General features: G+C 75.3%; 17 protein-coding genes. 14 read left to right on the top strand and 3 right to left on the bottom strand.

The window, feature by feature from the left end; genetic code table 11:
• Positions 1 to 78 precede the first annotated feature (78 nt).
• Both AB0P06_RS08310 and AB0P06_RS08305 read left to right on the top strand, forming a co-directional pair.
• Positions 79 to 1116 (top strand): SAM-dependent methyltransferase, encoded by a 1038-nt coding sequence (locus AB0P06_RS08310; protein WP_363606016.1) that lies wholly within the window; start codon positions 79 to 81, stop codon positions 1114 to 1116.
• Positions 1113 to 2282 (top strand): NADH-quinone oxidoreductase subunit D, encoded by a 1170-nt coding sequence (locus AB0P06_RS08305; RefSeq protein WP_363606014.1) that lies wholly within the window; start codon positions 1113 to 1115, stop codon positions 2280 to 2282. The genes AB0P06_RS08310 and AB0P06_RS08305 overlap by 4 nt, the downstream gene beginning before the upstream one ends.
• A 72-nt stretch (positions 2283 to 2354) precedes the next feature.
• Here the strand turns inward: AB0P06_RS08305 and AB0P06_RS08300 are convergent, their stop codons facing one another.
• The gene (locus tag AB0P06_RS08300; RefSeq protein WP_363606065.1) at positions 2355 to 3161 is read right to left on the bottom strand and encodes a hypothetical protein; all 807 of its coding nucleotides are present in this window, start codon (positions 3159 to 3161) and stop codon (positions 2355 to 2357) included.
• A 283-nt stretch (positions 3162 to 3444) separates the two neighbouring features.
• On the opposite strand from AB0P06_RS08300, the gene AB0P06_RS08295 reads away from it, so the two are divergent.
• The 8 genes from AB0P06_RS08295 to AB0P06_RS08260 all read left to right on the top strand — a co-directional run bounded on the left by AB0P06_RS08295 (position 3445) and on the right by AB0P06_RS08260 (position 14138).
• Positions 3445 to 3876, top strand: coding sequence for a hypothetical protein (locus AB0P06_RS08295; RefSeq protein ID WP_363606013.1), 432 nt, complete (start codon positions 3445 to 3447; stop codon positions 3874 to 3876).
• Between the two features lie 71 nt (positions 3877 to 3947).
• Complete coding sequence (locus AB0P06_RS08290) at positions 3948 to 6959, top strand: toxin glutamine deamidase domain-containing protein (RefSeq protein WP_363606011.1); 3012 nt, start codon at positions 3948 to 3950, stop codon at positions 6957 to 6959.
• Positions 6956 to 8263: an SUKH-4 family immunity protein gene (locus tag AB0P06_RS08285; RefSeq protein WP_363606010.1), complete on the top strand. Its 1308-nt coding sequence runs from the start codon at positions 6956 to 6958 to the stop codon at positions 8261 to 8263. The genes AB0P06_RS08290 and AB0P06_RS08285 overlap by 4 nt, the downstream gene beginning before the upstream one ends.
• Positions 8264 to 8427: 164 nt before the next feature.
• The gene (locus AB0P06_RS08280) at positions 8428 to 9387 is read left to right on the top strand and encodes a Ppx/GppA phosphatase family protein (RefSeq protein WP_363606009.1); all 960 of its coding nucleotides are present in this window, start codon (positions 8428 to 8430) and stop codon (positions 9385 to 9387) included.
• Between the two features lie 566 nt (positions 9388 to 9953).
• Entirely contained in the window at positions 9954 to 10757 is an 804-nt protein-coding gene (locus tag AB0P06_RS08275) for a sugar phosphate isomerase/epimerase (protein ID WP_363606063.1), read from the top strand.
• Positions 10758 to 10787: 30 nt separating this feature from the next.
• Positions 10788 to 11567: a methyltransferase domain-containing protein gene (locus AB0P06_RS08270; protein WP_363606008.1), complete on the top strand. Its 780-nt coding sequence runs from the start codon at positions 10788 to 10790 to the stop codon at positions 11565 to 11567.
• A 116-nt stretch (positions 11568 to 11683) separates the two neighbouring features.
• Positions 11684 to 13528, top strand: coding sequence for a dihydroxy-acid dehydratase (gene ilvD, locus AB0P06_RS08265; RefSeq protein WP_363606007.1), 1845 nt, complete (start codon positions 11684 to 11686; stop codon positions 13526 to 13528).
• An 82-nt stretch (positions 13529 to 13610) separates the two neighbouring features.
• The gene (locus AB0P06_RS08260) at positions 13611 to 14138 is read left to right on the top strand and encodes a hypothetical protein (RefSeq protein WP_363606006.1); all 528 of its coding nucleotides are present in this window, start codon (positions 13611 to 13613) and stop codon (positions 14136 to 14138) included.
• 15 nt (positions 14139 to 14153) lie between these two features.
• Here AB0P06_RS08260 and AB0P06_RS08255 read toward each other — a convergent pair whose 3' ends face one another.
• Positions 14154 to 15506, bottom strand: coding sequence for a hypothetical protein (locus tag AB0P06_RS08255; protein WP_363606005.1), 1353 nt, complete (start codon positions 15504 to 15506; stop codon positions 14154 to 14156).
• Between the two features lie 113 nt (positions 15507 to 15619).
• Positions 15620 to 16069 (bottom strand): hypothetical protein, encoded by a 450-nt coding sequence (locus AB0P06_RS08250; RefSeq protein ID WP_363606004.1) that lies wholly within the window; start codon positions 16067 to 16069, stop codon positions 15620 to 15622.
• Positions 16070 to 16230: 161 nt separating this feature from the next.
• On the opposite strand from AB0P06_RS08250, the gene proC reads away from it, so the two are divergent.
• From proC to AB0P06_RS08230, 4 genes are all read left to right on the top strand, one after another.
• A complete protein-coding gene (proC, locus tag AB0P06_RS08245) occupies positions 16231 to 17058 on the top strand; it encodes a pyrroline-5-carboxylate reductase (protein WP_363606003.1) in 828 nt (275 codons plus the stop codon).
• A 54-nt stretch (positions 17059 to 17112) separates the two neighbouring features.
• A complete protein-coding gene (locus tag AB0P06_RS08240; protein ID WP_363606001.1) occupies positions 17113 to 17763 on the top strand; it encodes an HAD family hydrolase in 651 nt (216 codons plus the stop codon).
• Between the two features lie 142 nt (positions 17764 to 17905).
• A complete protein-coding gene (locus tag AB0P06_RS08235) occupies positions 17906 to 19093 on the top strand; it encodes an MFS transporter (RefSeq protein WP_363605999.1) in 1188 nt (395 codons plus the stop codon).
• Between the two features lie 130 nt (positions 19094 to 19223).
• Entirely contained in the window at positions 19224 to 20420 is a 1197-nt protein-coding gene (locus AB0P06_RS08230) for an acetoin utilization protein AcuC (protein WP_363605997.1), read from the top strand.
• Positions 20421 to 20612 lie beyond the last annotated feature (192 nt).

Genomic DNA, 20612 nt, shown 5'->3' with positions numbered 1-20612 from the left:
TCCCGCCTACTCCCTAGGTCGGAGAAGCCCCGGTTCCGGTTGGGCAGGTCGTGGCCGGTCCCGGTAGCGTCCCGCCGCATGAGCTGGATGCGGTGGCGGCCCGCCATGGAAGAGGCCCTGTACGCCCCGGAGGGCGGTTTCTACCGCCGGCCGGAGGGCCCGGCCGGGCACTTCCGCACCTCGGTGCACGCCTCCCCGCTGTTCGCCCGGGCGGTGGCCCGGCTGCTGCTGGAGGTCGACGCGGCCCTCGGCCGTCCGGCGGAGCTGGCCTTCGTGGACGTCGGGGCGGGGCGCGGCGAACTGCTGACGGGGGTGCTGGCCGAGCTGCCGGACGCGGTGCGTTCCCGGCTGCGGCCGTACGGCGTGGAGATCGGGGCGCCGCGCCCGGCGGGACTGCCGTCCACAGCCCTGTGGACGACCGTGGTGCCGCGCGGTGTCACCGGCCTGCTGTTCGCCAACGAGTGGCTGGACAACGTGCCGCTGGACCTGGCCGAGGTGGGCGAGGGCGGGCGGCTGCGCTATGTCGAGGTGGACACCGCGACGGGCGCGGAGCGCCCGGGCGAGCCGGTGACCGAGGCGGACGCCGCCTGGGCCGCCCGCTGGTGGCCGGGCGGCCGTCCGGGGGACGTGGTGGAGCTGGGCGGCCCCCGGGACGCCGCCTGGGCCTCGGCCGTCGGCGCCCTGGAGCGCGGGCTGGCGGTCGCGGTGGACTACGGGCACACGGCCGCCGCCCGCCCGCCGCTGACCACCCTGACCGGCTTCCGGGCCGGCCGCGAGGTGCCCCCGGTGCCGGACGGCTCCTGCGACCTCACCGCGCACGTCGCGCTGGACGCCGTGGCCGTGCCCGCCGTCCACAGCCTGTGGACGACGCAGCGGGAGGCGCTGCGGGCGCTCGGGGTGAGCGGGACCAGGCCGCCGCTCGCACTGGCCTCCTCCGACCCGGTGGCCTACCTGCGCGCGCTCGGTGGCGCGGGCGAGGGCGCGGAGCTGACCGACCCGGCCGGCCTCGGCGGTTTCGGCTGGCTGGCGCAGGCCGTCCGGATGCCGCTGCCCGAAATCCTGAAGGGGGCACAGGGGCTGGAGCGGCCGGCGGGATGGCAGACTCTGACCCCATGAGGGAGACCACGGTCGGCATCGGAGCGGGAGCCGAGAGCTTCACGGGCGAGGCCGGCAGCACCGACATGGTGCTCAACATCGGCCCGCAGCACCCCGCGACGCACGGCGTCCTGCGGCTGAAGCTGGTGCTGGACGGCGAGCGGATCGTCACCGCCGAGCCGGTGATCGGCTATATGCACCGGGGCGCGGAGAAGCTCTTCGAGGCCCGCGACTACCGGCAGATCATCATGCTGGCCAACCGGCACGACTGGCTCTCCGCCTTCGCCAACGAACTGGGCGTGGTGCTGGGCGTCGAGCGGATGCTCGGCATGGAGGTGCCCGAGCGCGCGGTGTGGATCCGCACCCTGCTCGCCGAACTGAACCGGGTGCTCAACCACCTGATGTTCCTCGGCTCCTACCCGCTGGAACTGGGCGGCATCACCCCGATCTTCCACGCCTTCACCGGCCGTGAGGACCTCCAGCACGTGCTGGAGGAGGCCTCCGGCGGGCGGATGCACTACATGTTCAACCGGGTCGGCGGCCTCAAGGAGGACCTGCCGGCCGGCTGGCTCGGCCGGGTCCGGGCGGCGGTCGCCACCGTCCGCTCCCAGCTGCCGGTCTTCGAGGAGCTGGTGCTCGGCAACGAGATCTTCCGGGTCCGCACCGCCGGCGTCGGCGTGCTCACCAGGGCACAGGCCGAGGCGTACGGGGTGAGCGGCCCGATCGCGCGGGCCAGCGGCCTCGACTTCGACCTGCGCCGGGACGAGCCCTACCTGGCGTACGGCTCCGAGGAACTGCGCCGGGTGCTGACCGTGGTCACCCGCGAGGAGGGCGACTGCCTGGCCCGCTTCGAGTGCCTGCTGGAGCAGACGGTCAACTCCCTCGACCTGGCGGACGCCTGCCTGGACAAGCTGGCCACGCTGGCGCCCGGGCCGGTCAACCTGCGGCTGCCCAAGGTGCTCAAGGCACCCGAGGGCAGCACCTACGCCTGGACGGAGAACCCGCTCGGCGTCAACGGCTACTACCTGGTCTCGCGCGGTGACAAGACGCCGTGGCGGCTCAAGCTCCGCTCGGCGTCCTTCAACAACATCCAGGCGCTGACCGAGCTGCTGCCCGGCACCCTGGTCGCCGACATGGTGGCGATCCTGGGCTCGATGTTCTTCGTCGTCGGGGACATCGACAAGTGACCGGCGGGTAGCCGTCCGCGACCCCGGCGCGCGGCGGGCCGGCCGGGTACGGCGGCCACCCGCGCGCCGCGGCTACGCCTTCTTCTTCGGCTTCGCCGGGTCGGCCGGGTGCGGGGCCACCTTGCGGTCGCCCTTGGTGGCGATCCGCTGCTCGCAGAGGCCGGCCAGCACCTGGTACGCGGCCTTGCCCATCAGCTCGGTGAGCTCGGGGCGGTAGCTGACGTACACCGGGTCCGGGCCGGTGTGCGCGTCCGGGCTGCCGGTGCACCACCAGTGCAGGTCGTGGCCGCCCGGGCCCCAGCCCCGGCGGTCGTACTCGCCGATGGTGACCTGGAGGTAGCGGGTGTCGTCCGGGCGGTCGATCCAGTCGTAGGTGCGGCGCACCGGGAGCTGCCAGCAGACGTCCGGCTTGGTCTCCAGCGGCTCCTTGCCCTCCTTGAGGGCGAGGGTGTGCAGCGCGCAGCCGGCGCCGCCGGGGAAGCCCGGGCTGTTGAGGAAGAGGCAGGCGCCGTTGACCCGGCGGGTCTGCCGGTCGCCGTCCTCGTCCAGCATGGTGATGCCGCCGTCGAGCCTGATCCGGCCCCTGTCGTCGGTGCCGTGCTCGAAGTTCTCCCAGATCTCCGGCGTCAGCCGGGCCGCGTGACCGGCCACCCGCTGCTCGTCGTCCTCGTCCGAGTAGTGGGCGCCGAGCGTGCAGCAGCCGTCCGACTCGCCCCGGCCCTCGCGGATGCCCTGGCAGCCGCGGCCGAAGATGCACGTCCAGCGGGAGGTCAGCCAGGTGAGGTCGCAGCGGAAGACCTGCTCCTCGTCGTCGGGGTCGGTGAACTCGACCCAGGCGCGCGGGAAGTCGAGCGGGACCTCGGCGCGCAGGGTCGGCATGGCGAGATCGATCGCGGTCGTTCCGGCCCTGGGCTTCTTCTTGGACGTTTCTGCTGCTGCCACCCGGCAAGGGTAGAGCCTTCGCGGAGGTGCGAACCGCCCGTGGCCGGGGCATTTGCGGTGATTTCACCGGCGGTCCACCGCCCGTGGGCCCGCGGTGGGGGCCTCGGGGGGAGGTGGAGGCGGGGCGAAGAGGTCACCGGCGTCCTGCGGCCGGGGCGGGATCCGGCTCCAGGACTTCAGCTCTAGGATGGGCGGCCGGTCCGCGACGGGAGGTACGGGGATGGCCGGCGGCAGCGGCAAGTTCGTCATCAAGCCCTGGGAACTGCACGGCGAGGGGCGGGAGTTCGAGAAGATCTCGGCGGACCTCGGGAAGGCCGCGGCCGCCCTGGAACAGGGCCTCGCCGCGCTCGGCAGCCCCTGGGGACCGGACCGGCCGGGCAGCGGCTTCGCCACCGTCTACCGCGAGGCGCACGGCGAACTGCTCGGCGGCCTGCGCGGGTTGGCCGGGCGGCTCGGCCAGGTCGGGGCCGGGCTGCACACCATGGCCGAGCGGACCACGGACGCCGACACCTCGGCCGCGGCGGGCTTCGGCGCGACGGCCGGCACCGGGCCGGACGGCAGGCCGACGGCGGCCCCGGCACCTTCGACGGCCCCGGTGACGTCCGCAACCCCGGCGGCCGTGGGGACCGTCCCCGAGGACAGGCCGGCCTGACACCGGCCCTCCCCGCCCGCCCGCCCGTGCCGCCGCCCGGCGGTGATCCGCCTCCCGAAAGGGGAACGCGCGTGTCCCGGAAGCTGCCCGAGGAGCTCGCACCGTTGCTGGCCAGGACCGGCCACCGGTGGCCGCAGGCCGACGAGGACGGGCTGCGCAAGGCGGCCGGGCTCTGGCGCGAACTCGGCGCCGAGGCGGAGCGCCTCGGCAGGCGCGGCGGCGACTCCGCCAGGCGCGTCACCGGGGAGAACTCCGGCCGGGCGGTGGAGGCCTTCGGCGAGTACTGGCGGGCGTTCAGCGGCGGTGGCAAGGGCCACCTGGACGACGCCCACTCCGCCGCCGGGCTGGTGGCCGGCGCCTTCGACCGGGCCGCCCGGGCCGTGGACGGCTGCAAGGCCGATGTCGTCGCGGCCCTCACCGAGCTGGCCGCCGAGCTGAAGCAGGCCGAGGAACAGGCGGCCAGGGCCAGGGCGGCCGCCGTCAAGGCCGCCGAGGCCGCCGAGTCCGCCCGGAACGGGAGCGGCGCCGCTCCCGGCGGGGTCTTCGGCGGGCTGGCGGCCGGGGTGCGGAACACGGCCACCGGGCAGGTCGCCGAGGCGATGGCGGCGGTCGCCGTCGAGGCCGCCCGGCTGAGGATCGGCGGGCTGCTGGACGAACTCGGCCGGGCCATGAAGGACGGGCTGGCCACGGCGCTCAAGGAGCCCGCGGTGGTCGCCCTGCTGCGCCTCGGGCCCAGCACGCCCGGCGCGGCCGGGGTGCGGACGGCCTCCTGCGCCACCGGCCCCGGCGGGGCCTTCGACCCGCTGGCCGCCGGGCTGCCGGCCGCGCTCGCCGAGCCGGGCGTGCTGGGCGCGGGCGGTGCGGGCCTGGCGGTGGTGATCGGCGCGGACGGAAAGCCGGTGGCCGGTGCGGACGGGCAGCCGGTGGTCGGGGTGCCCGGTCTGAGCGTCAGGCTCGACGAGGCCGGCCGGCCGGTGCTGGACGAGGCGGGCAACCCGGTCATCGTCCGGGCGGACGGCACACCGGTGGCGGACGCGAGCGGGCTGCTCGTCGTCCAGGGCCCGGACGGCAGGCCGGTGGTCGGGGTCGAGGACCTGACCGTGCGGCTGGACGAGCACGGGCGGCCGCTGCTCGGCAGGGACGGCCGGCCGGTGCTGACCGACAAGGACGGCACGGAGGTCCTCGGTGTGCCGCTGACCGGCCTCGCGGCGGGCGACGCCGGGCCGGGCCGGGCCCACCGCGCGGGTGTCGGGCCGGACGGTGTCCTCGGCGGCTCCCCGGACGGCACACCGCCGGGGGAGCCCGGTCCGGTGGTGCCGGGCGCCGGGCCGGACGCCGTGGTGCGGGCGGCCGGCCAGGAGTCCGGCTCCGGCGGGTCCGTCGGCCTGGCGGGTGACCCCGGCGTTGCGGCGGGCGGCTCCGGTGACGGCCGACAGGTGCGGACCGGGCCGGTGGGCGCTGCCGACCGGGCCCCCGCCCAGGCCGAGAGCCCGGTCCGGGCCCCGGCGGCCCCGGCACACCAGAGTGGCGGCGGCTCGGACGGCGGCGACTACACCCTGGCGCCCGCGTCCTCGCACTCCGGCGGTGGTGGAGGAGGAGCTGGTGGCGGCGGAGTGCCGGTCACCGTGCGGACGGACTCGGTGCTCGCGCCGCCCGCGTCCGCGGCGCCACCCTCCTGGTCCGCGCCGTACCACCCCGGTCCGGACGCGGCCACCGGCGGCCCGGGCGGCGGCTCCTACCCGGGTGCGTACGGGGGTTCGTACGGGGGCGGCTACGGCGGGCCGGTGGGCGCGGGAGCGGTCGGCCCCGGCCCGCTCGCGAGCAGTGCGGGCAGTGCGGGCAGTGCGGGCGGCGCGGGCGGCGCGGGTGGTTACGGCGGAGGCCCCGGTGCGGCCGGGCACGGCCCGGCGCCGTTCGGCAGCGGAATCGGCGCGGGCGCCCCGGCCGTACCGGTCGCCCTCCCCGGCGCGGGCGCCCCGGTGCCCGGGCAGCCCGGATCAGGCCCGGCCGCCCCCGGACAGCCCGCGCCCACCGAACCGCGTCCGGGCGCCGTCGGAGCGGGCCCGGGCGGACCTCGCGCGGCCACCGGTGCCCCGCACCCGGTCACCACCCCCGGCCCGCTGCCCGTCCCCCCGCCGCCGGTCGCCCCACCGCTGCCCGTCCCGCCGCCGGCCGGGCCGGGCGGCGGACGCCCCGAGCCCCACCCGGGCGACACCCGCCGCCGTCCGGACGGATCACCGGCCGAGGGCCAGCCGGGGACCGGCTGGGGAGCCGTCCCGGTCGCCACCGCCCACGCGATGGCCCTCCAGCTCGCCCTGCGCGCCCCGCGCACCGGCGCCGCCCCCGGCGGTCCGGTGGTCCGCCTGCGGACCATCGCCGACAGCCGCCCGTACGGCCGGCCCGGCGGGCTCGCCCAGGTCGACCCCGAGCACCAGCGCGAGGTCGAACGCCGCGCGCCCCGGGACGGCGACGGCCTGCCCGTCCGTCACCCGGCCCCGGCGGCCGGCGGCTGGGCCGAGGCCGTCAACGACGGCGGCCCCCGCGAACCGGGCCGGGCCAACAACAGCCTGGAGATCGCGCTCTCGGCCGTGGACACCTTCACCGGCCGGCCGACCTGCGCCGCACCGCGCGTCCCCACCGAGGGCGACGCGGGCGAGCGCGGCGGACGCGACCGCGCGGAGCGCGAACTCGGCGCGCCGTTCCGGGACCTCGGCGACGGCGGCCCGGCCTTCGGCCGGCTGGCCGGCGAACTGCGCCGGGCCGGCCACGGCTCCCAGGCGCTCCTGCTCACCCTGGACGGCTTCGGCCGCCCGCACGCCTGGAACGCCGTCAACCACCGGGACACCGTGACCTATCTCGACCACCAGGTCGGCCGCCAGGGCCCGGCCCCGCTGCACGACGGCCGCCACGGCCTCTGGGCGATCGCCCTCGACCCCGAGGGCCGCCCGCTCGATCTCGCCGTCCGCCGGTTCGAGGCCGTCGAGGCCGTCGAAGCCGCGCCCGCGCCGGGTGCGGCCTCGACGACCGTGCCGTCCGTTCCTTCCGGTTCCGGCCGGGCCGCCGCTAGGAGCACCACCCCGTGACCACTCGCGCGCAGGCGATCGAGGCCGCCCACCGCTGGATCAACGGCGAACTGCCCGGGGCCTCGGCCGGGAGCCGCCCGGTGCGCTCGCACGAGTTCGACCTCGGCTGGGTGCTCTGGGCCGAGCCACCGCCGGTCCGGGTCGACCCGAGGACGGGCGAGCGGCGGGCCCCCGAGGAGATCGGCGCGGCCTGCGCCGTGGTGGACCGGGAGACCGGGCGGTTCACCGTCTGGCCGTCCGTGCCGGTGGACGAGGTGGTCGCGCTGTACCGGGACTTCCTCGGCGCGGGCGGATACGACCCGGCCCTGCCACCGGCCACCGGCCGGGGCACCCGGGCCGAACTCACCTACCGGGACGGCTTCGGCGAGGTCCGCACCATGGCGCTGCGCTCGGCGCCCGGGCTGCCGCATCCGGCGCTGCGCGGCTGGTGGCGGCTGCGCGAACTGGGCGTCCGGGCCGAGGACGTGCTGGCCGTCCACACCGACCTGCGGCTGGGCGCGCTGCCCGGCGGCTACTGGGCGCACGCGCTGGCCGCCGAGCTGCCCGGGGCCCGGGTGGGCTTCGACCTGCCGTACGGGCCGCGCTTCGACCACCGGGCGGCGGCCGTCCGGTGGCTGCCGGCCGTGCCCGGCGAACCGGCCCCCAACCGGGTGCCGTTCCCGCGCACCGCGCCGTCGGCCGCCGTCGAGCGGGCCGCCGCCGAGCCGGCCGGGGCACTGGCGGCCCGGCTGGTGCGGCGGTTCGGGGCGGGCGGCGTCCAGCGCTTCGGCCCGGACGACGTCGCCCGGGCCGATCTGCCGGAGGACTGCGCCGGACTGCTGCTCACGGTCGGCGTGCCGGTGGCCGTCGAGGGCTTCTTCGCGCTGCACCACCCCCGGCCGGAGGCCATCGCGGACGGTACCCGGCCCGGCCCGGTGCTGCCGCCGCTCGCCGCCCACCTGGCGGACGCCGGACGCGGCACCAGGATCGCCGATCGGGAGCGCCGGGCGCTGGCCCCGCAGCTGCTGCTCGGCACCGACGGCTGGGCGCTGATCACCGTGGACACCGCCCGCGGCGCCGTCCGGGCGGTCGACCCCGACTACGCCACCGCCCGGCACTGCAACGACGGCCCGGCGGCCTTCGTCCGCTGCCTGGAGCTGTTCGCCGGGCGGCTCCCCGGCCTGCGCGGCCCGGACCGACGGGCCGCCGGGACCGCCGTCGCCGACCTCCAGCGGGGCCTGGCGGCGATCGACCCGACGGTCTTCGACGATCCGGAGAACTGGTGGGCCGTCATCGTCGAGCAGCTCTGGGACGGCCTGTTGTGAGCCCCGCCGCCGGCCCGTCGGCGCCCGCACCGGCGCCCGCGTCGGCCCGTCGCGCGCGGTGACCGGCCGGGGTCCGTGCCGGGTCCGTACCGACCCACCCGGACCAGCGCGAATACCGCCGCGGCCGGGTGGGCGCGGCACCGTATCGCGTAGCGTGGAGAGTTATGCGACTCGGTGTTCTCGACGTAGGTTCCAACACGGTCCACTTCCTCGTGGTGGACGCCCATCCCGGTGCCGCCCCGCTGGCCGCGTACTCCCACAAGGCCGAGCTGCGGCTCGCCGAACTCCTCGACGAGCAGGGGGCGATAAGCGAGGCCGGGGTGGAGCGGCTGGTCGGCATGGTCGCCTCGTCCATCCGGGTCGCCGAGGACAAGGGCGTCGTCGACATCCTGCCCTTCGCCACCTCCGCCGTCCGCGAGGCGGCCAACGGCGAGGAGGTGCTGCGCCGGGTCGCCGAGGAGACCGGCGTCGAACTGCGGGTGCTCTCCGGACAGGACGAGGCGCGGCTCACCTTCCTCGCCGTCCGCCGCTGGTTCGGCTGGTCCTCCGGCCGGCTGCTCAACCTCGACATCGGCGGCGGCTCGCTGGAGATCGCCTGCGGTCAGGACGAGCAGCCCGACATCGCCTGCTCGCTGCCGCTCGGCGCCGGCCGGCTCACCGCCCGCTGGCTGCCCGGCGACGTCGCCGACCCGGACGGCCTGCGCGAGCTCAGACGCCACATCCGGGCCGAGATCGCCAGCGTGGTCGGCGAGATCTCCCGGCTCGGCGCCCCCCACCACGCCGTCGCCACCTCCAAGACCTTCAAGCAGCTCGCCCGGATGAGCGGCGCCGCCCCCGCCGAGGCCGGCCCGTACACCGACCGCCGGCTCACCCGCAGCGGCCTGGCCGCCTGGGTGCCCCGGCTCTCCGCGATGACCGTCGCCGAGCGGGCGCAGATCCCCGGCGTCTCCGAGGGCCGGGCCAAGCAGTTGCTGGCCGGCGCCCTGGTCGCCGACGCCGCGATGGACCTCTTCGGCCTGGACGAGCTCGACATCTGTCCGTGGGCGCTGCGCGAGGGCATCATCCTGCGCCGCCTGGACGCCATGGACAGCCCGACCGACCGGCACCCCGCCCTCGCCGGCTGAGGCCTTCGGCCCGCACCGGCGGGGGGACCTGGCTCCGTTCCGGGCGCGGTCCGCTTACGCTGTCTCCCGTGGCGCAACCAGCGGACGAGGACGGGACGCAGGGGGGCCGCGCTGCCGGAACCGGGCAGCCGCGGCCGGACGGCCCGCGCCGCACCCGCCCGGACGAGGGCGGCGCCGAACCCGGGACCACCGGCCGTGCCCGCAAGCTCGGCAAGGCCGTGAAGGGCGTCAAGACGGCCAAGGCCGCCAAGGCGGCCGGGGCGACGAAGACCGCCAAGACCGCGAAGACCGTGCAGGCGGTGAAGACGGCGGCGAAGACGGCGGCGAAGAAAGCCGTCCAGAAGACCCCCGGCGCCGAACGCGGCCCGGAACGCGGCCGCGGCACCGGACGGGCCGCCGCCCGTGCCGCCAAGAGCCCCCGCGACACCCGGACGGCCCGGGCCGCCGGCGCCGCCAAGGCCGCCGTGCAGTCGGTGAAGTCCGTCAAGGCCGCCCGGCAGGCCGCGGCCCGCCCCGCCCCGCTGCTGCGCACCACCGACCGCCTGGTGCTGCCCCCGCACCCCGCCCTGCACATCCCCGACACCAGGATCGCCCTCTCCACCGCCTCGGTGTACCCGGCCGGCACCGCCATCGCCTTCGAACTGGCCGCGAAGCTGGGCTACGACGGTGTCGAGGTGATGGTCTGGAACGACCCGGTCAGCCAGGACATCGAGGCGCTGCGCCGGCTCTCCGACGCCCACCGGATGCCGATCCTGGCCGTCCACGCGCCCTGTCTGCTGATCACCCAGCGGGTCTGGACCACCGACCCGTGGACCAAGCTGGTCCGGGCCCGGGCGGCGGCCGAGAAGCTCGGCGCCGACGCCGTCGTCGTCCACCCGCCGTTCCGCTGGCAGCGCCAGTACGCCCGCGAGTTCGTCGAGGGCATCGACCGGATGGCGGGCGAGACCGACGTCCGCTTCGCCGTCGAGAACATGTACCCCTGGCGCTACCGCGACCGCGAGATGCTGGCCTACGCCCCCGGCTGGGACGTCACCGAGGAGGAGTACCGGCACTTCACCATCGACCTCTCGCACGCCGCCACCTCCCGGATCGACGCCCTCACCATGGTCGAGCGGATGGGTGACCGCCTCGCCCACATCCACCTCGCCGACGGCAGCGGCTCCGGCAAGGACGAGCACCTGATCCCCGGCCGCGGCAAGCAGCCCTGCGCCGAACTGCTGGAACACCTGGCCAGGACCGGCTTCGACGGCCATGTGGTGCTGGAGGTCAACACCCGGCGCTCCGCCTCCCCCGCCGAACGCGAGGCCGACCTCGCCGAGGCGCTCGCCTTCACCCGCTTGCACCTCGCGACCCCCTCCCGCGTACGCTGACCGAACGAACCAGGTTTCCCTGGAGGGGATATGACGGGCGAACAGGACTATCGGGGCCTCGCCAAGTCCTTCGACTCGGTCGCCGCCGAGTACGACCGCGCCCGGCCCTCCTACCCCGACGAGCTCTTCGACGAACTGGAGCGCCTGGCCGGCCGCAGCCTCAAGGGTGCCCGGGTGCTGGACGTCGGCGCCGGTACCGGCATCTCCACCCGCCTGCTGGCCGCCCGCGGTGCCGATGTCGTGGCCGTCGAGCCCAGCCCGGGCATGGCCGCCCGACTGCACGCGGTCTCCCCGGAGATCCCCCTGGTCAAGGGCACCGGTGACGAGCTGCCCTTCCACGACCGCTCCGCCGACCTGATCACCTACGCCCAGGCCTTTCACTGGACGGTCGCCGAGCGCTCCGTCCCCGAGGCGATCCGGGTGCTGCGCCCCGGCGGCGCCCTCGCCACTTGGTGGAATGTCAGGGACGGCGGCGTCGGCTGGGTGCGGGCGATGGGCGAGCGGCTCTCCGCCGCGCTGCCCGGGCCCTACCGCTGGTACGGCCGGCTCAACGAGGTCACCGATCAGCTGCTCCCCTTCGGCCTGCGGACCCGCACCGCCGTGCTGCGCTGGGAGCGCCGGATCACCGTCGAGGGCGTCATCACCGACCTCACCTCGCATTCCTACATCGCCGCCCTCGCCCCCGAGGAGCGCGAGCCGCTGCTGGCCGTCGAACGCGAGGCGCTGCTCGCCGAATTCCCCGACGGCTGGGTGACCGAGTCGTACCTGCTGGACCTCACGGTGGCGATCACCCCGGGCGGCGACGCCTGACCGCATCGCGGACGCGCCGTCCACCGCCCGGACGGCGGGCGTAGGCTCGATAGCCACAGCGGCGCCGCACCCTCCTACCCGCGGGGCCGCCAGCAGCCCCGAAGGAGTGGAGCACAGTGCCCGAGCTGAGGTCCCGTACGGTCACCCACGGTCGCAACATGGCAGGCGCCCGGGCGCTTCTCCGGGCCGCCGGCGTAGCCCGCGAGGACTTCGGCAAGCCGATCATCGCGGTCGCCAACTCCTTCACCGAGTTCGTCCCCGGCCACACCCACCTCCAGCCGGTGGGCCGGATCGTCTCCGAGGCGATCAAGCAGGCGGGCGGCATCCCGCGCGAGTTCAACACCATCGCCGTCGACGACGGCATCGCGATGGGCCACAGCGGCATGCTCTACTCGCTGCCCTCGCGCGACCTGATCGCCGACTCGGTCGAGTACATGGTCAACGCCCACTGTGCCGACGCGCTGATCTGCATCTCCAACTGCGACAAGATCACCCCCGGCATGCTGATGGCCGCGCTGCGCCTCAACATCCCGACCGTCTTCGTCTCCGGCGGCCCGATGGAGGCCGGCAAGGCCACCCTGGTCGACGGCACCGTGCGCAAGCTCGACCTGGTCGACGCGATCGCCCAGGCGGTCAACGAGAACGTCTCCGACGAGGACATCGCGATCATCGAGGAGAACGCCTGCCCCACCTGCGGCTCGTGCTCCGGCATGTTCACCGCCAACTCGATGAACTGCCTCACCGAGGCGATCGGCCTCTCGCTGCCCGGCAACGGCTCGCTCCTCGCCACCCACACCGCCCGCAGGGCCCTCTACGAGAACGCCGGCCGGACGGTCGTCGAGATCACCAACCGGCACTACCAGCAGGACGACCACTCCGTCCTGCCGCGCTCCGTCGCCTCCCGCGCCGCGTTCGAGAACGCCATGGCGCTGGACATCGCGATGGGCGGCTCGACCAACACCATCCTGCACCTGCTCGCCGCCGCCCAGGAGGCCGAGCTGGACTTCGACATGCGGGCCATCGACGCGATCTCCCGCAAGGTGCCCTGCCTCTCCAAGGTCGCGCCCAACGGCTCGTACTACATGGAGGACGTCCACCGGGCCGGCGGCATCCCCGCCCTGCTCGGCGAGCTGTACCGCGGCGGACTGCTCAACGAGGACGTGCACACCGTCCACTCCGGCTCGCTCGACGAGTGGCTCAAGACCTGGGACATCCGCGGCGGCTCCCCGTCCGCCGAGGCCGTCGAACTCTGGTACGCGGCCCCCGGCTGCGTCCGCTCCGCCGAGGCCTTCTCCCAGTCCGAGCGCTGGGATTCGCTGGACACCGACGCCGCCAGGGGCTGCATCCGCGGCGTCGAGCACGCCTACTCCGTCGAGGGCGGCCTCGCCGTGCTGTACGGCAACCTCGCCGAGGACGGCTGCATCGTGAAGACCGCCGGCGTCGACGAGTCGATCTGGACGTTCAGCGGCCCGGCCGTCGTGGTGGAGTCCCAGGAGGACGCCGTCGAGGCGATCCTCGCCAAGCGGGTCAAGGAGGGCGACGTCGTCGTCATCCGCTACGAGGGCCCCAAGGGCGGCCCGGGCATGCAGGAGATGCTCTACCCGACGTCCTTCCTGAAGGGCCGCGGCCTCGGCAAGGCCTGCGCCCTGGTCACCGACGGCCGTTTCTCCGGCGGCACCTCGGGCCTCTCGATCGGCCACGCCTCCCCGGAGGCCGCGTCCGGCGGCGCGATCGCGCTGGTCGAGGACGGCGACCTCATCGCCATCGACATCCCCGGCCGGAAGATCTCCCTGGAGGTCTCCTTCGAGGAACTGCACGAGCGCCGGCTGAAGCTGGAGGCCGAGGGCGGCTACCGGCCGAAGAACCGCGACCGCCAGGTCAGCCAGGCCCTGCGCGCCTACGCCGCGATGGCCACCTCCGCCGACAAGGGCGCCGTCCGCGACGTGACCAGGCTCGGCTGAGCCCGCAGCACGGAGGAGGGGTCGTCCCGCCAGGCGGGACGACCCCTCCGCGTTCCCGCGACACCGGGTGATAATCGGACCTGTGACCCAGGACCCCGCCCCCGCCCCCAAGCCCGCCGGCGCCCCCGAGCCGGAACCGATCCGCTGGTTCGGCACCACCTGGGTCGACCGGGGCGCCGACTACCGGCTGCGCCGGCTCGTCGTGCCGATCGGCGCCCTGCTGGCCGCGCTGGCCGGAGCCTTCGTGCTGCGCTTCGGCGTCGAGGGCGTCCGGCTCTCCTCCGGTGGCGGCTTCGTGAACGGGCTGCTGGTCGCGGCCATCGCGGTCTGCTCGCTGATGGCCGGTCTGCGCACCTGGAAGCTGCTCAGCGAGGGCAGGGACCAGCTGAGCGGCTGGATGGCCGAGGACAAGTCGCTCGGCGTGGTCTGGCTCATCGGCGGGGTCGGCGCGCTCCTCGCCTACTTCGTCCGCAGCCTCATCGAGGCCCCCGGCGAGGCCGTCCGGCGGGCCGGGTACGAGCGGGCCGTCGCCCAGTACGAGCGCCGGCAGGCGACCCGCGGCGGCCGGCCCGACACCAAGGCGCCGGGCCGGGGCAAGCGCAGGCGCTGAGCGCGGCCGGACCGGTCAGCTGCGGCTGACCGAGCCGCACTCCCGCTCGCCGTCGATGTCCTTGCTGCGGTCGTACGGGTCCAGGCTCGGCCCGGTCCGCTCCGGGTCCGGCTGGGCGAACTGGTCGAACTGCGGGTGGTAGTAGCCGTCGTGGACGTTGCAGGCGCTGTTGCCGGACTCGGAGTCGTACCGCCGCAGGTTGATCTTCTTCGGGTTGGACTGGTACCTGGCCGGGTCGTAGAAGCGGAAGTCCGTGATCCGCCGCACGATGGTCCTGGCGGTCCAGGTGTCGCCGGGGACATCGCCGTTCACGCTGGTCAGCGCCACCGGCTTGGCCACTCCGGGGCCGCTCGGCAGGCCGGGTGCGGGCTCGCCCGTCGTGGACGGCCTGGTGGACGGCTTCCCGGGGAGGGCCTGCTTGGCCGCCTCGGGCCCGGGGCGGATCGCGTAGACGAAGGTGTAGTCGGTGTGCACCAGCACGCCCTTCTCGCCGTCGCTCTCGAACGTCGTCCGGCCCTGCACCTTGACCACGTCGGTCACGGGGATCGCCTCGGCCGGGTTGAAGCGGCTGAAGTAGGAGATGGCGTTCCGCTCCTCGGACGGCTTGGCGAGCGCCGCCTCGGCGCTGTCCCGGTCGCCGCGGTCCAGCAGGGCCAGTGCCGCCTCGGGGCGGCCGCCCGCGGTCACCTTCGGGTCCAGGTTGGCGGCCGTCAGGTAGTCCTTGACCAGCTGGAGCTGGCCGGCCACCTCCTCGGCGCCGAAGACCCCGGTGGCCTGCGCCGCGGGCAGCACGAAGGCCTCCGCCCCGCTCGGCCAGCCCTCGGCCGGGGAGCCGGCCCACGGGTGGTCGACGGTCGGCTGCTGCTCGGCCGCCGACGGCGGGGCGGCGGTCGGCCGGGCGGTCTCCGGGGCGACGGTGGGCGCCGGCGCGACGGCGGACGAGCCGGGGGTGCCGGCGTCACCGTAGTGCTCGGAGTACCAGCTCCGCAGCCCGTCGATGTTGAGCGCGGCGAGCAGCACCGCGATGGTCAGCACCACGTACAGCGGCGCCCGCCACTCCAGGCGGCGGCGCGGGCCCGGGTTGCCGAAGGCGTCGGGCCGCCGGGGCCCGCGGCCGAACCGCTTGCCCTTCGAGGGGCCGTCGTTCACCGAGCGGCGGCCGCCCGGGTCGACCGGCGGGGTGTGGCGCCAGCGGGCGGCGAGCATCCGGGTCCGGCCGGACTGCTCCTTCACGGTGGCGCCCTTGACGAACTCCTCGTCGAGAACGAGGTCCGCGAACGGGTCCTTCCCGCCCGCCTCGGACGGGTCGGACCCGCCCGGCTCCCGGCCCTCGGACGGGCGCGGTTCTGGATCTTCGGCTATCGGCATCGCGCCAGTATGCCGACGGGGTGTGACGATTCGCTGATCGGGGGCACACCAGGTGGTGAACGCGTGCGCGATGTGCGGAGATCGCCCCTGTTTCCGCCGTTCCGGAAACGGCGTCAGCCCTTGCCCCGGGCCTGCTTCACCGAACCCACCACGCCCGCCACGGCGAGCAGGACGCCGGCCGGCAGCAGCGAGAGGAAGAACGCGCCGAACAGGCCGGCGTCGCCGAGGAACGTCTGCGCCAGCATGTTCAGCACCAGCAGTCCGCCGGCCGCCGGCAGCGCCGACTGCCACGGGTGCTCGGCCGCCCACCGGCGCAGCCGCCGGTCGCCGGTGTCGCGGCGCAGCTGGCCGCCCACCGTGCCGACCAGGAAGAAGAAGAACAGCGCCCAGCCGGCCGGTCCGGCCAGCATGCTCAGCGACCAGTCACCGGTGATCGCATCGATCCCCAGGGCCGTCGCCCCCACCACCGCACCGACTCCCGCGGCCGTCCGCCACGGTCCCACCGTCGCGGCGGCGACGGCGAGTTGCCGGTTCTCACGTCGGGACATCTCTTCGTGTGCCATACCTCCACGGTGCGCCCGCACACGGCCCGGGGCCATAGGGGAGAACCCCGAGTTTCTCCCTAGGGCGTGGCGGGCGGCAGTCCGGCCGCTGGGTGGACGCTCCCGCCGCCGGCCCGGTCGCGGTGCGAGGATGGCCGCAGTACCGGAGGTAAGGAGCGGCCATGGCCAGCAGCGGAGCACACGGACAGAAGATCGCCTTCCTGGGCACCGGCAAGATCGGCGAGGCCCTGCTCTCCGGTCTGCTGAGGGCCGGAAAGGACCCGGCGGACGTGCTGGTGACGGCCCGCCGCCCGGAGCGCGCGGCCGAGCTGGCCGGGAAGTACGGCGTCGGCACCGCGACCAACGCCGAGGCCGCCAAGCTCGCCGACACCCTGATCCTCGCGGTGAAGCCGCAGGACATGGGCACCCTGCTGGAGGAGCTGGCGCCGCACGTCAGCCCGGACCGGCTGGTGATCTCGGCGGCGGCCGGCGTCCCCACCGCCTGGTTCGAGGCGCGGCTGGCGGCCGGCACCCCGGTGGTCCGGGTGATGCCCAACACGCCCGTCCTGGTGGACGAGGGCATGAGCGTGATCTCCGGCGGCTCGCACGCCACCGAGGCGCACCTGGAGCGGGCGGAGGAGATCTTCCGCTCGGTCGGCAAGGCGGTGCGGCTGCCCGAGTCCCAGCAGGACGCGGCGACCGCGCTCTCCGGTTCGGGCCCGGCGTACTTCTACTTCCTGGTCGAGGCGATGACGGACGCGGGCATCCTGCTCGGCCTGCCCCGGCAGGTGGCGCACGACCTGATCGTGCAGTCGGCGATCGGCGCCTCGGTGATGCTGCGGGACTCCGGCGAGCACCCGGTGAAGCTGCGCGAGGCCGTCACCTCGCCGGCCGGCACCACCATCGCCGCCATCCGCGAGCTGGAGAACCACGGTGTACGGGCGGCCCTGCTGGGCGCCCTGGAGGCGGCCAGGGACCGTTCCCGGGAGCTGGCCTCCGGCGGCAAGTAGGCCCGGACGCAAGGCCCGGCGGGCCCGGAGGCGGGGCCCAGTAGGCTCGACGGCATGTCCTACGACTTGGTGATTTTCGACAACGACGGTGTCCTGGTGGACAGCGAGCCGCTCTCCAACCGGCTGCTGGCCGAGTACCTGACCGAACTCGGCTACCCGACCACCGTCGAGGAGTCGTACCGGGACTTCATGGGCACCGCCGCCCACCGGGTCCACGACGTGATCGCCGAGCGGTTCGACGGGGCGAAGCTGCCGGACGGCTTCGACGACCTGTTCCACGCCCGGGTGTTCGCCGCGTTCGGCGCCGAACTCGCCGCCGTCCGGGGCGCGGAGCGTCTGCTGAAGGAGTTGCAGCAGCGTTCCGTGCCCTACTGCCTGGCCTCCTCGGCGCACCACGAGTGGATCCGGACCGCGCTCGACGTCACCGGCCTGCGCGGGAACTTCGTCGAGGAGCGGATCTTCAGCGCCCAGGACGTCGGCGTCGGCAAGCCCGCGCCCGACCTCTTCCTGCACGCCGCCCGCACCCTCGGCGTCGAGCCGGGCCGCTGCCTGGTCCTGGAGGACAGCGTCAACGGCGTGCTGGCCGCCCGGGCCGCCGGTATGGACGTGTACGGGTACACCGCGCTCACCGACCCGGCGAAGCTGACCGCCGCCGGTGCCACCGGGCTGATCGCCGATCTGGCGGAGGTCCCGGCGCTGCTCTGAGCCCGCCCGGCCGGGGAGGGCCGCCGCGGAACAGCCGCACGGAACGGCTGTTCGCAGAACTGCTGCGCGACCCCTCCCGCGATCGCGCGCCACCGCCTACGCTCTCGCCAACATCGTTGTACCGGCCAGTAGCGAGGTTGGCATGAGTACCGTGATCCCTCCTCGGCTGCGCGCGGGCAGAGCCGCGCTCGCCGCGAGTTTCCTGCTCCAGGGCGTCACCTTCGCCCTGCTGGTCACCTGTATCCCCGAGATCCAGGACCGGTACGGGCTGAGCGACGCCCTGCTGCCGGTCTTCCTGGCGGCCGTGCCGATCCTGGCCGGGGTGGGCTCGATCGGCTCCGAATGGCTGGTGCGGCGTACCGGGGCCCGGGCTGTGCTGCGGGTCGTCCAGCCCGCCGTCTGCCTCAGCCTGGCGGGCGCCGGGCTCGGCGGCACGCTCTGGCAACTCGCCCTGGCCCTCGGCGCGTTCGGGCTTCTGGTCGGTGCGCTGGACGCCAGTATGAACATGCTCGGGGTGGGCCTCCAGCGCCGTTACGGGCGCTCGGTCATGCTCGGCTTCCACGCCGCGTTCAGCCTCGGCGGCATCCTCGGCGCCGCCGTCGCGGGCCTCGGCTCACGCTACGACCTCGGCCTGCCGGTGCTGTTCGGCTCGGCCGCCGCGGTGATCGCCCCGCTCGCCGTCCTCGCCGGCACCCGCTTCGCCGGGCCCGCCGAACTGGGCGACGCCGTCCGGGAGGCCGCCGAGGCCGCCGCCCGGTCCGTACCGTGGCGGCCACTGCTGCCGCTCTGCCTGGCGATGGCCTTCGCGTACATCGCGGACGCCTCGGTCTCCAACTACAGCGTCAAGTACCTCACCGACGGCCTCGGCAGCCCGAAGGACGTCGCCAAGCTCTCCTACCTCGGCTACATGGTGGCGATGCTGCTCGGCCGGGCCCTGGGTGACCGCGCGGTGCAGCGCTGGGGCGCCGTCCCCGTGGTCCGCGGCGGCGCCGCGCTGGCCGCGCTCGGCTTCGCGGTGGCCGCCGCGGCGCCCGGTGCCGGGGCGGGCATCGCCGGCTTCACCGTGCTCGGCTTCGGAATCTGCGCGATCATCCCCCAGGTCTTCGCGGCCGGCGGACGGCTCTTCCCGGCCGACTCGGACGCCGCCGTGGCCCGGCTCAACCTCTTCAACTACGTGGGTTTCCTGGTCGGTTCACCACTGGTCGGGGCGATCGCGGGCGCGAGCTCCTACCGCTGGGCACTGCTCGCCCCGATGCTGCTGGTGCTCGCCGTCCTCCCGCTCGCCGGCCGCTTCGCCCCCGCCCCGGTCGCCCGGCCCGCGGTGGCCTGAGCGCGAACCGCCCGAGCGAACCGCCCGAGCGGACGGCCGGCACCCACGGCCGGGGCGGACGGCCGGAGCGGCCCGGAACCGGCGCGCCCTGGCGGCCGCCGGAGCGGAGCCACCCGCTACGGTGGAGGCCATGCCCGAAGCCGAGCGTGACACCCCCTGCGGCCTGCACCTCTTCTGGGACGAGGCCGTCACCGCCTACGACTTCGGCCCCGGCCACCCGATGGACCCGACCCGGCTGGCGCTCACCATGCGCCTCGTGGAGTCCCTCGGGCTGAGCAGCGGCCCCGGGGTGACGGTCCGGGCCGCGCCGCCGGCCGGCGAGTCCACCCTGCGCCTGGTGCACACCCGCGAGTACGTCGCGGCGGTCAAGCACGCCGCCGCCCACCCCGAGGAGCAGGACGCCCGGCACGGGCTCGGCACCGACGACAACTGGGCCTTCCCCGCCGTGCACTCCGCCTCCGCGCTGATCGCCGGCCAGTCCGTGGCCGCCGCCGAGGCCGTCTGGCGCGGCGAGACCCCGCACGCCGTCAACTTCGCCGGCGGGCTGCACCACGCCATGCCCGGCCGGGCCTCCGGTTTCTGCATCTACAACGACCCGGCGCTCGCCATCGCCCGGCTGCTCGAACTCGGCGCCGAGCGGGTCGCCTACGTCGACGTGGACGTCCACCACGGTGACGGCGTCCAGCAGGCGTTCTGGAACGACCCGCGGGTGCTCACCGTCTCGCTGCACGAGCACCCCGCCACGCTCTTCCCGCAGACCGGCTGGGCCACCGAGACCGGAGGCCCCGACGCCCCCGGCTCCGCCGCGAACCTGCCGCTGCCGGCCGGCACCGGCGACACCGGCTGGCTGCGCGCCTTCCACGCCCTGGTGCCCGAACTGCTGGCCGCGTTCCGCCCGCAGGTCCTGGTCACCCAGCACGGCGCGGACACCCACCTGGAGGACCCGCTCGCCCACTTCGCCGTCACCGTGGACGCCCAGCGGCTGATCGCCGAGGAACTGCACGACCTGGCCCACCGGCACGCCGGCGGCCGCTGGATCGCCACCGGCGGAGGCGGCTACGCCGTGGTGGACGTCGTCCCGCGGACCTGGACCCACCTGGTCGCCACCGCCGCCGGACGGCCCGTCGACCCGGCCACCGAGACCCCGGAGGCCTGGCGCGCCGAGGTCTACCGGCGCACCCGCCGCCCGGCCCCGCTGCGGATGACCGACGGGGCCAGGCCCGTCTGGCGGGACTTCGACACCGGCTACGATCCGGCCGACCGGCTGGACCAGGCGATCCTCGCCACCCGCCGGGCCGTCCTGCCCTACCACGGCCTGCTGCCCTGAGCCCGGAGGCCCCGGACCGGCAGCCCCGTGTCCGGGGGCGTGCGCATGCCCACTGCTACAGACCGCTGAGCGACTACGTACTGCAACAGGCCTATCTCTCACCGTACGAGGACTGGGCTTCCCCCTCTTCCCACTGGTACCACCCATAACTACTCTGGGGATACACGTGTGCCGGTGGAGTCACCGGAGGGG

It is taken from the genome of Kitasatospora sp. NPDC088351 (assembly GCF_040685575.1).
Classification (GTDB): Bacteria; Actinomycetota; Actinomycetes; order Streptomycetales; family Streptomycetaceae; genus Kitasatospora.
The sequence above is the reverse complement of the archived record's forward strand: the minus strand, read 5'-3'. Positions and strand labels throughout refer to the sequence as shown.

Excerpts from the sequence above, each read along its gene's own strand:
- AB0P06_RS08310 (WP_363606016.1), top strand. The coding sequence starts at position 79 with ATGAGCTGGATGCGGTGGCGGCCCGCCATGGAAGAGGCCCTGTACGCC.
- AB0P06_RS08305 (WP_363606014.1), top strand. The coding sequence starts at position 1,113 with ATGAGGGAGACCACGGTCGGCATCGGAGCGGGAGCCGAGAGCTTCACG.
- AB0P06_RS08300 (WP_363606065.1), bottom strand. The coding sequence starts at position 3,161 with ATGCCGACCCTGCGCGCCGAGGTCCCGCTCGACTTCCCGCGCGCCTGG.
- AB0P06_RS08295 (WP_363606013.1), top strand. The coding sequence starts at position 3,445 with ATGGCCGGCGGCAGCGGCAAGTTCGTCATCAAGCCCTGGGAACTGCAC.
- AB0P06_RS08280 (WP_363606009.1), top strand. The coding sequence starts at position 8,428 with ATGCGACTCGGTGTTCTCGACGTAGGTTCCAACACGGTCCACTTCCTC.
- AB0P06_RS08270 (WP_363606008.1), top strand. The coding sequence starts at position 10,788 with ATGACGGGCGAACAGGACTATCGGGGCCTCGCCAAGTCCTTCGACTCG.
- AB0P06_RS08255 (WP_363606005.1), bottom strand. The coding sequence starts at position 15,506 with ATGCCGATAGCCGAAGATCCAGAACCGCGCCCGTCCGAGGGCCGGGAG.
- AB0P06_RS08250 (WP_363606004.1), bottom strand. The coding sequence starts at position 16,069 with ATGGCACACGAAGAGATGTCCCGACGTGAGAACCGGCAACTCGCCGTC.
- proC (WP_363606003.1), top strand. The coding sequence starts at position 16,231 with ATGGCCAGCAGCGGAGCACACGGACAGAAGATCGCCTTCCTGGGCACC.
- AB0P06_RS08240 (WP_363606001.1), top strand. The coding sequence starts at position 17,113 with ATGTCCTACGACTTGGTGATTTTCGACAACGACGGTGTCCTGGTGGAC.
- AB0P06_RS08235 (WP_363605999.1), top strand. The coding sequence starts at position 17,906 with ATGAGTACCGTGATCCCTCCTCGGCTGCGCGCGGGCAGAGCCGCGCTC.
- AB0P06_RS08230 (WP_363605997.1), top strand. The coding sequence starts at position 19,224 with ATGCCCGAAGCCGAGCGTGACACCCCCTGCGGCCTGCACCTCTTCTGG.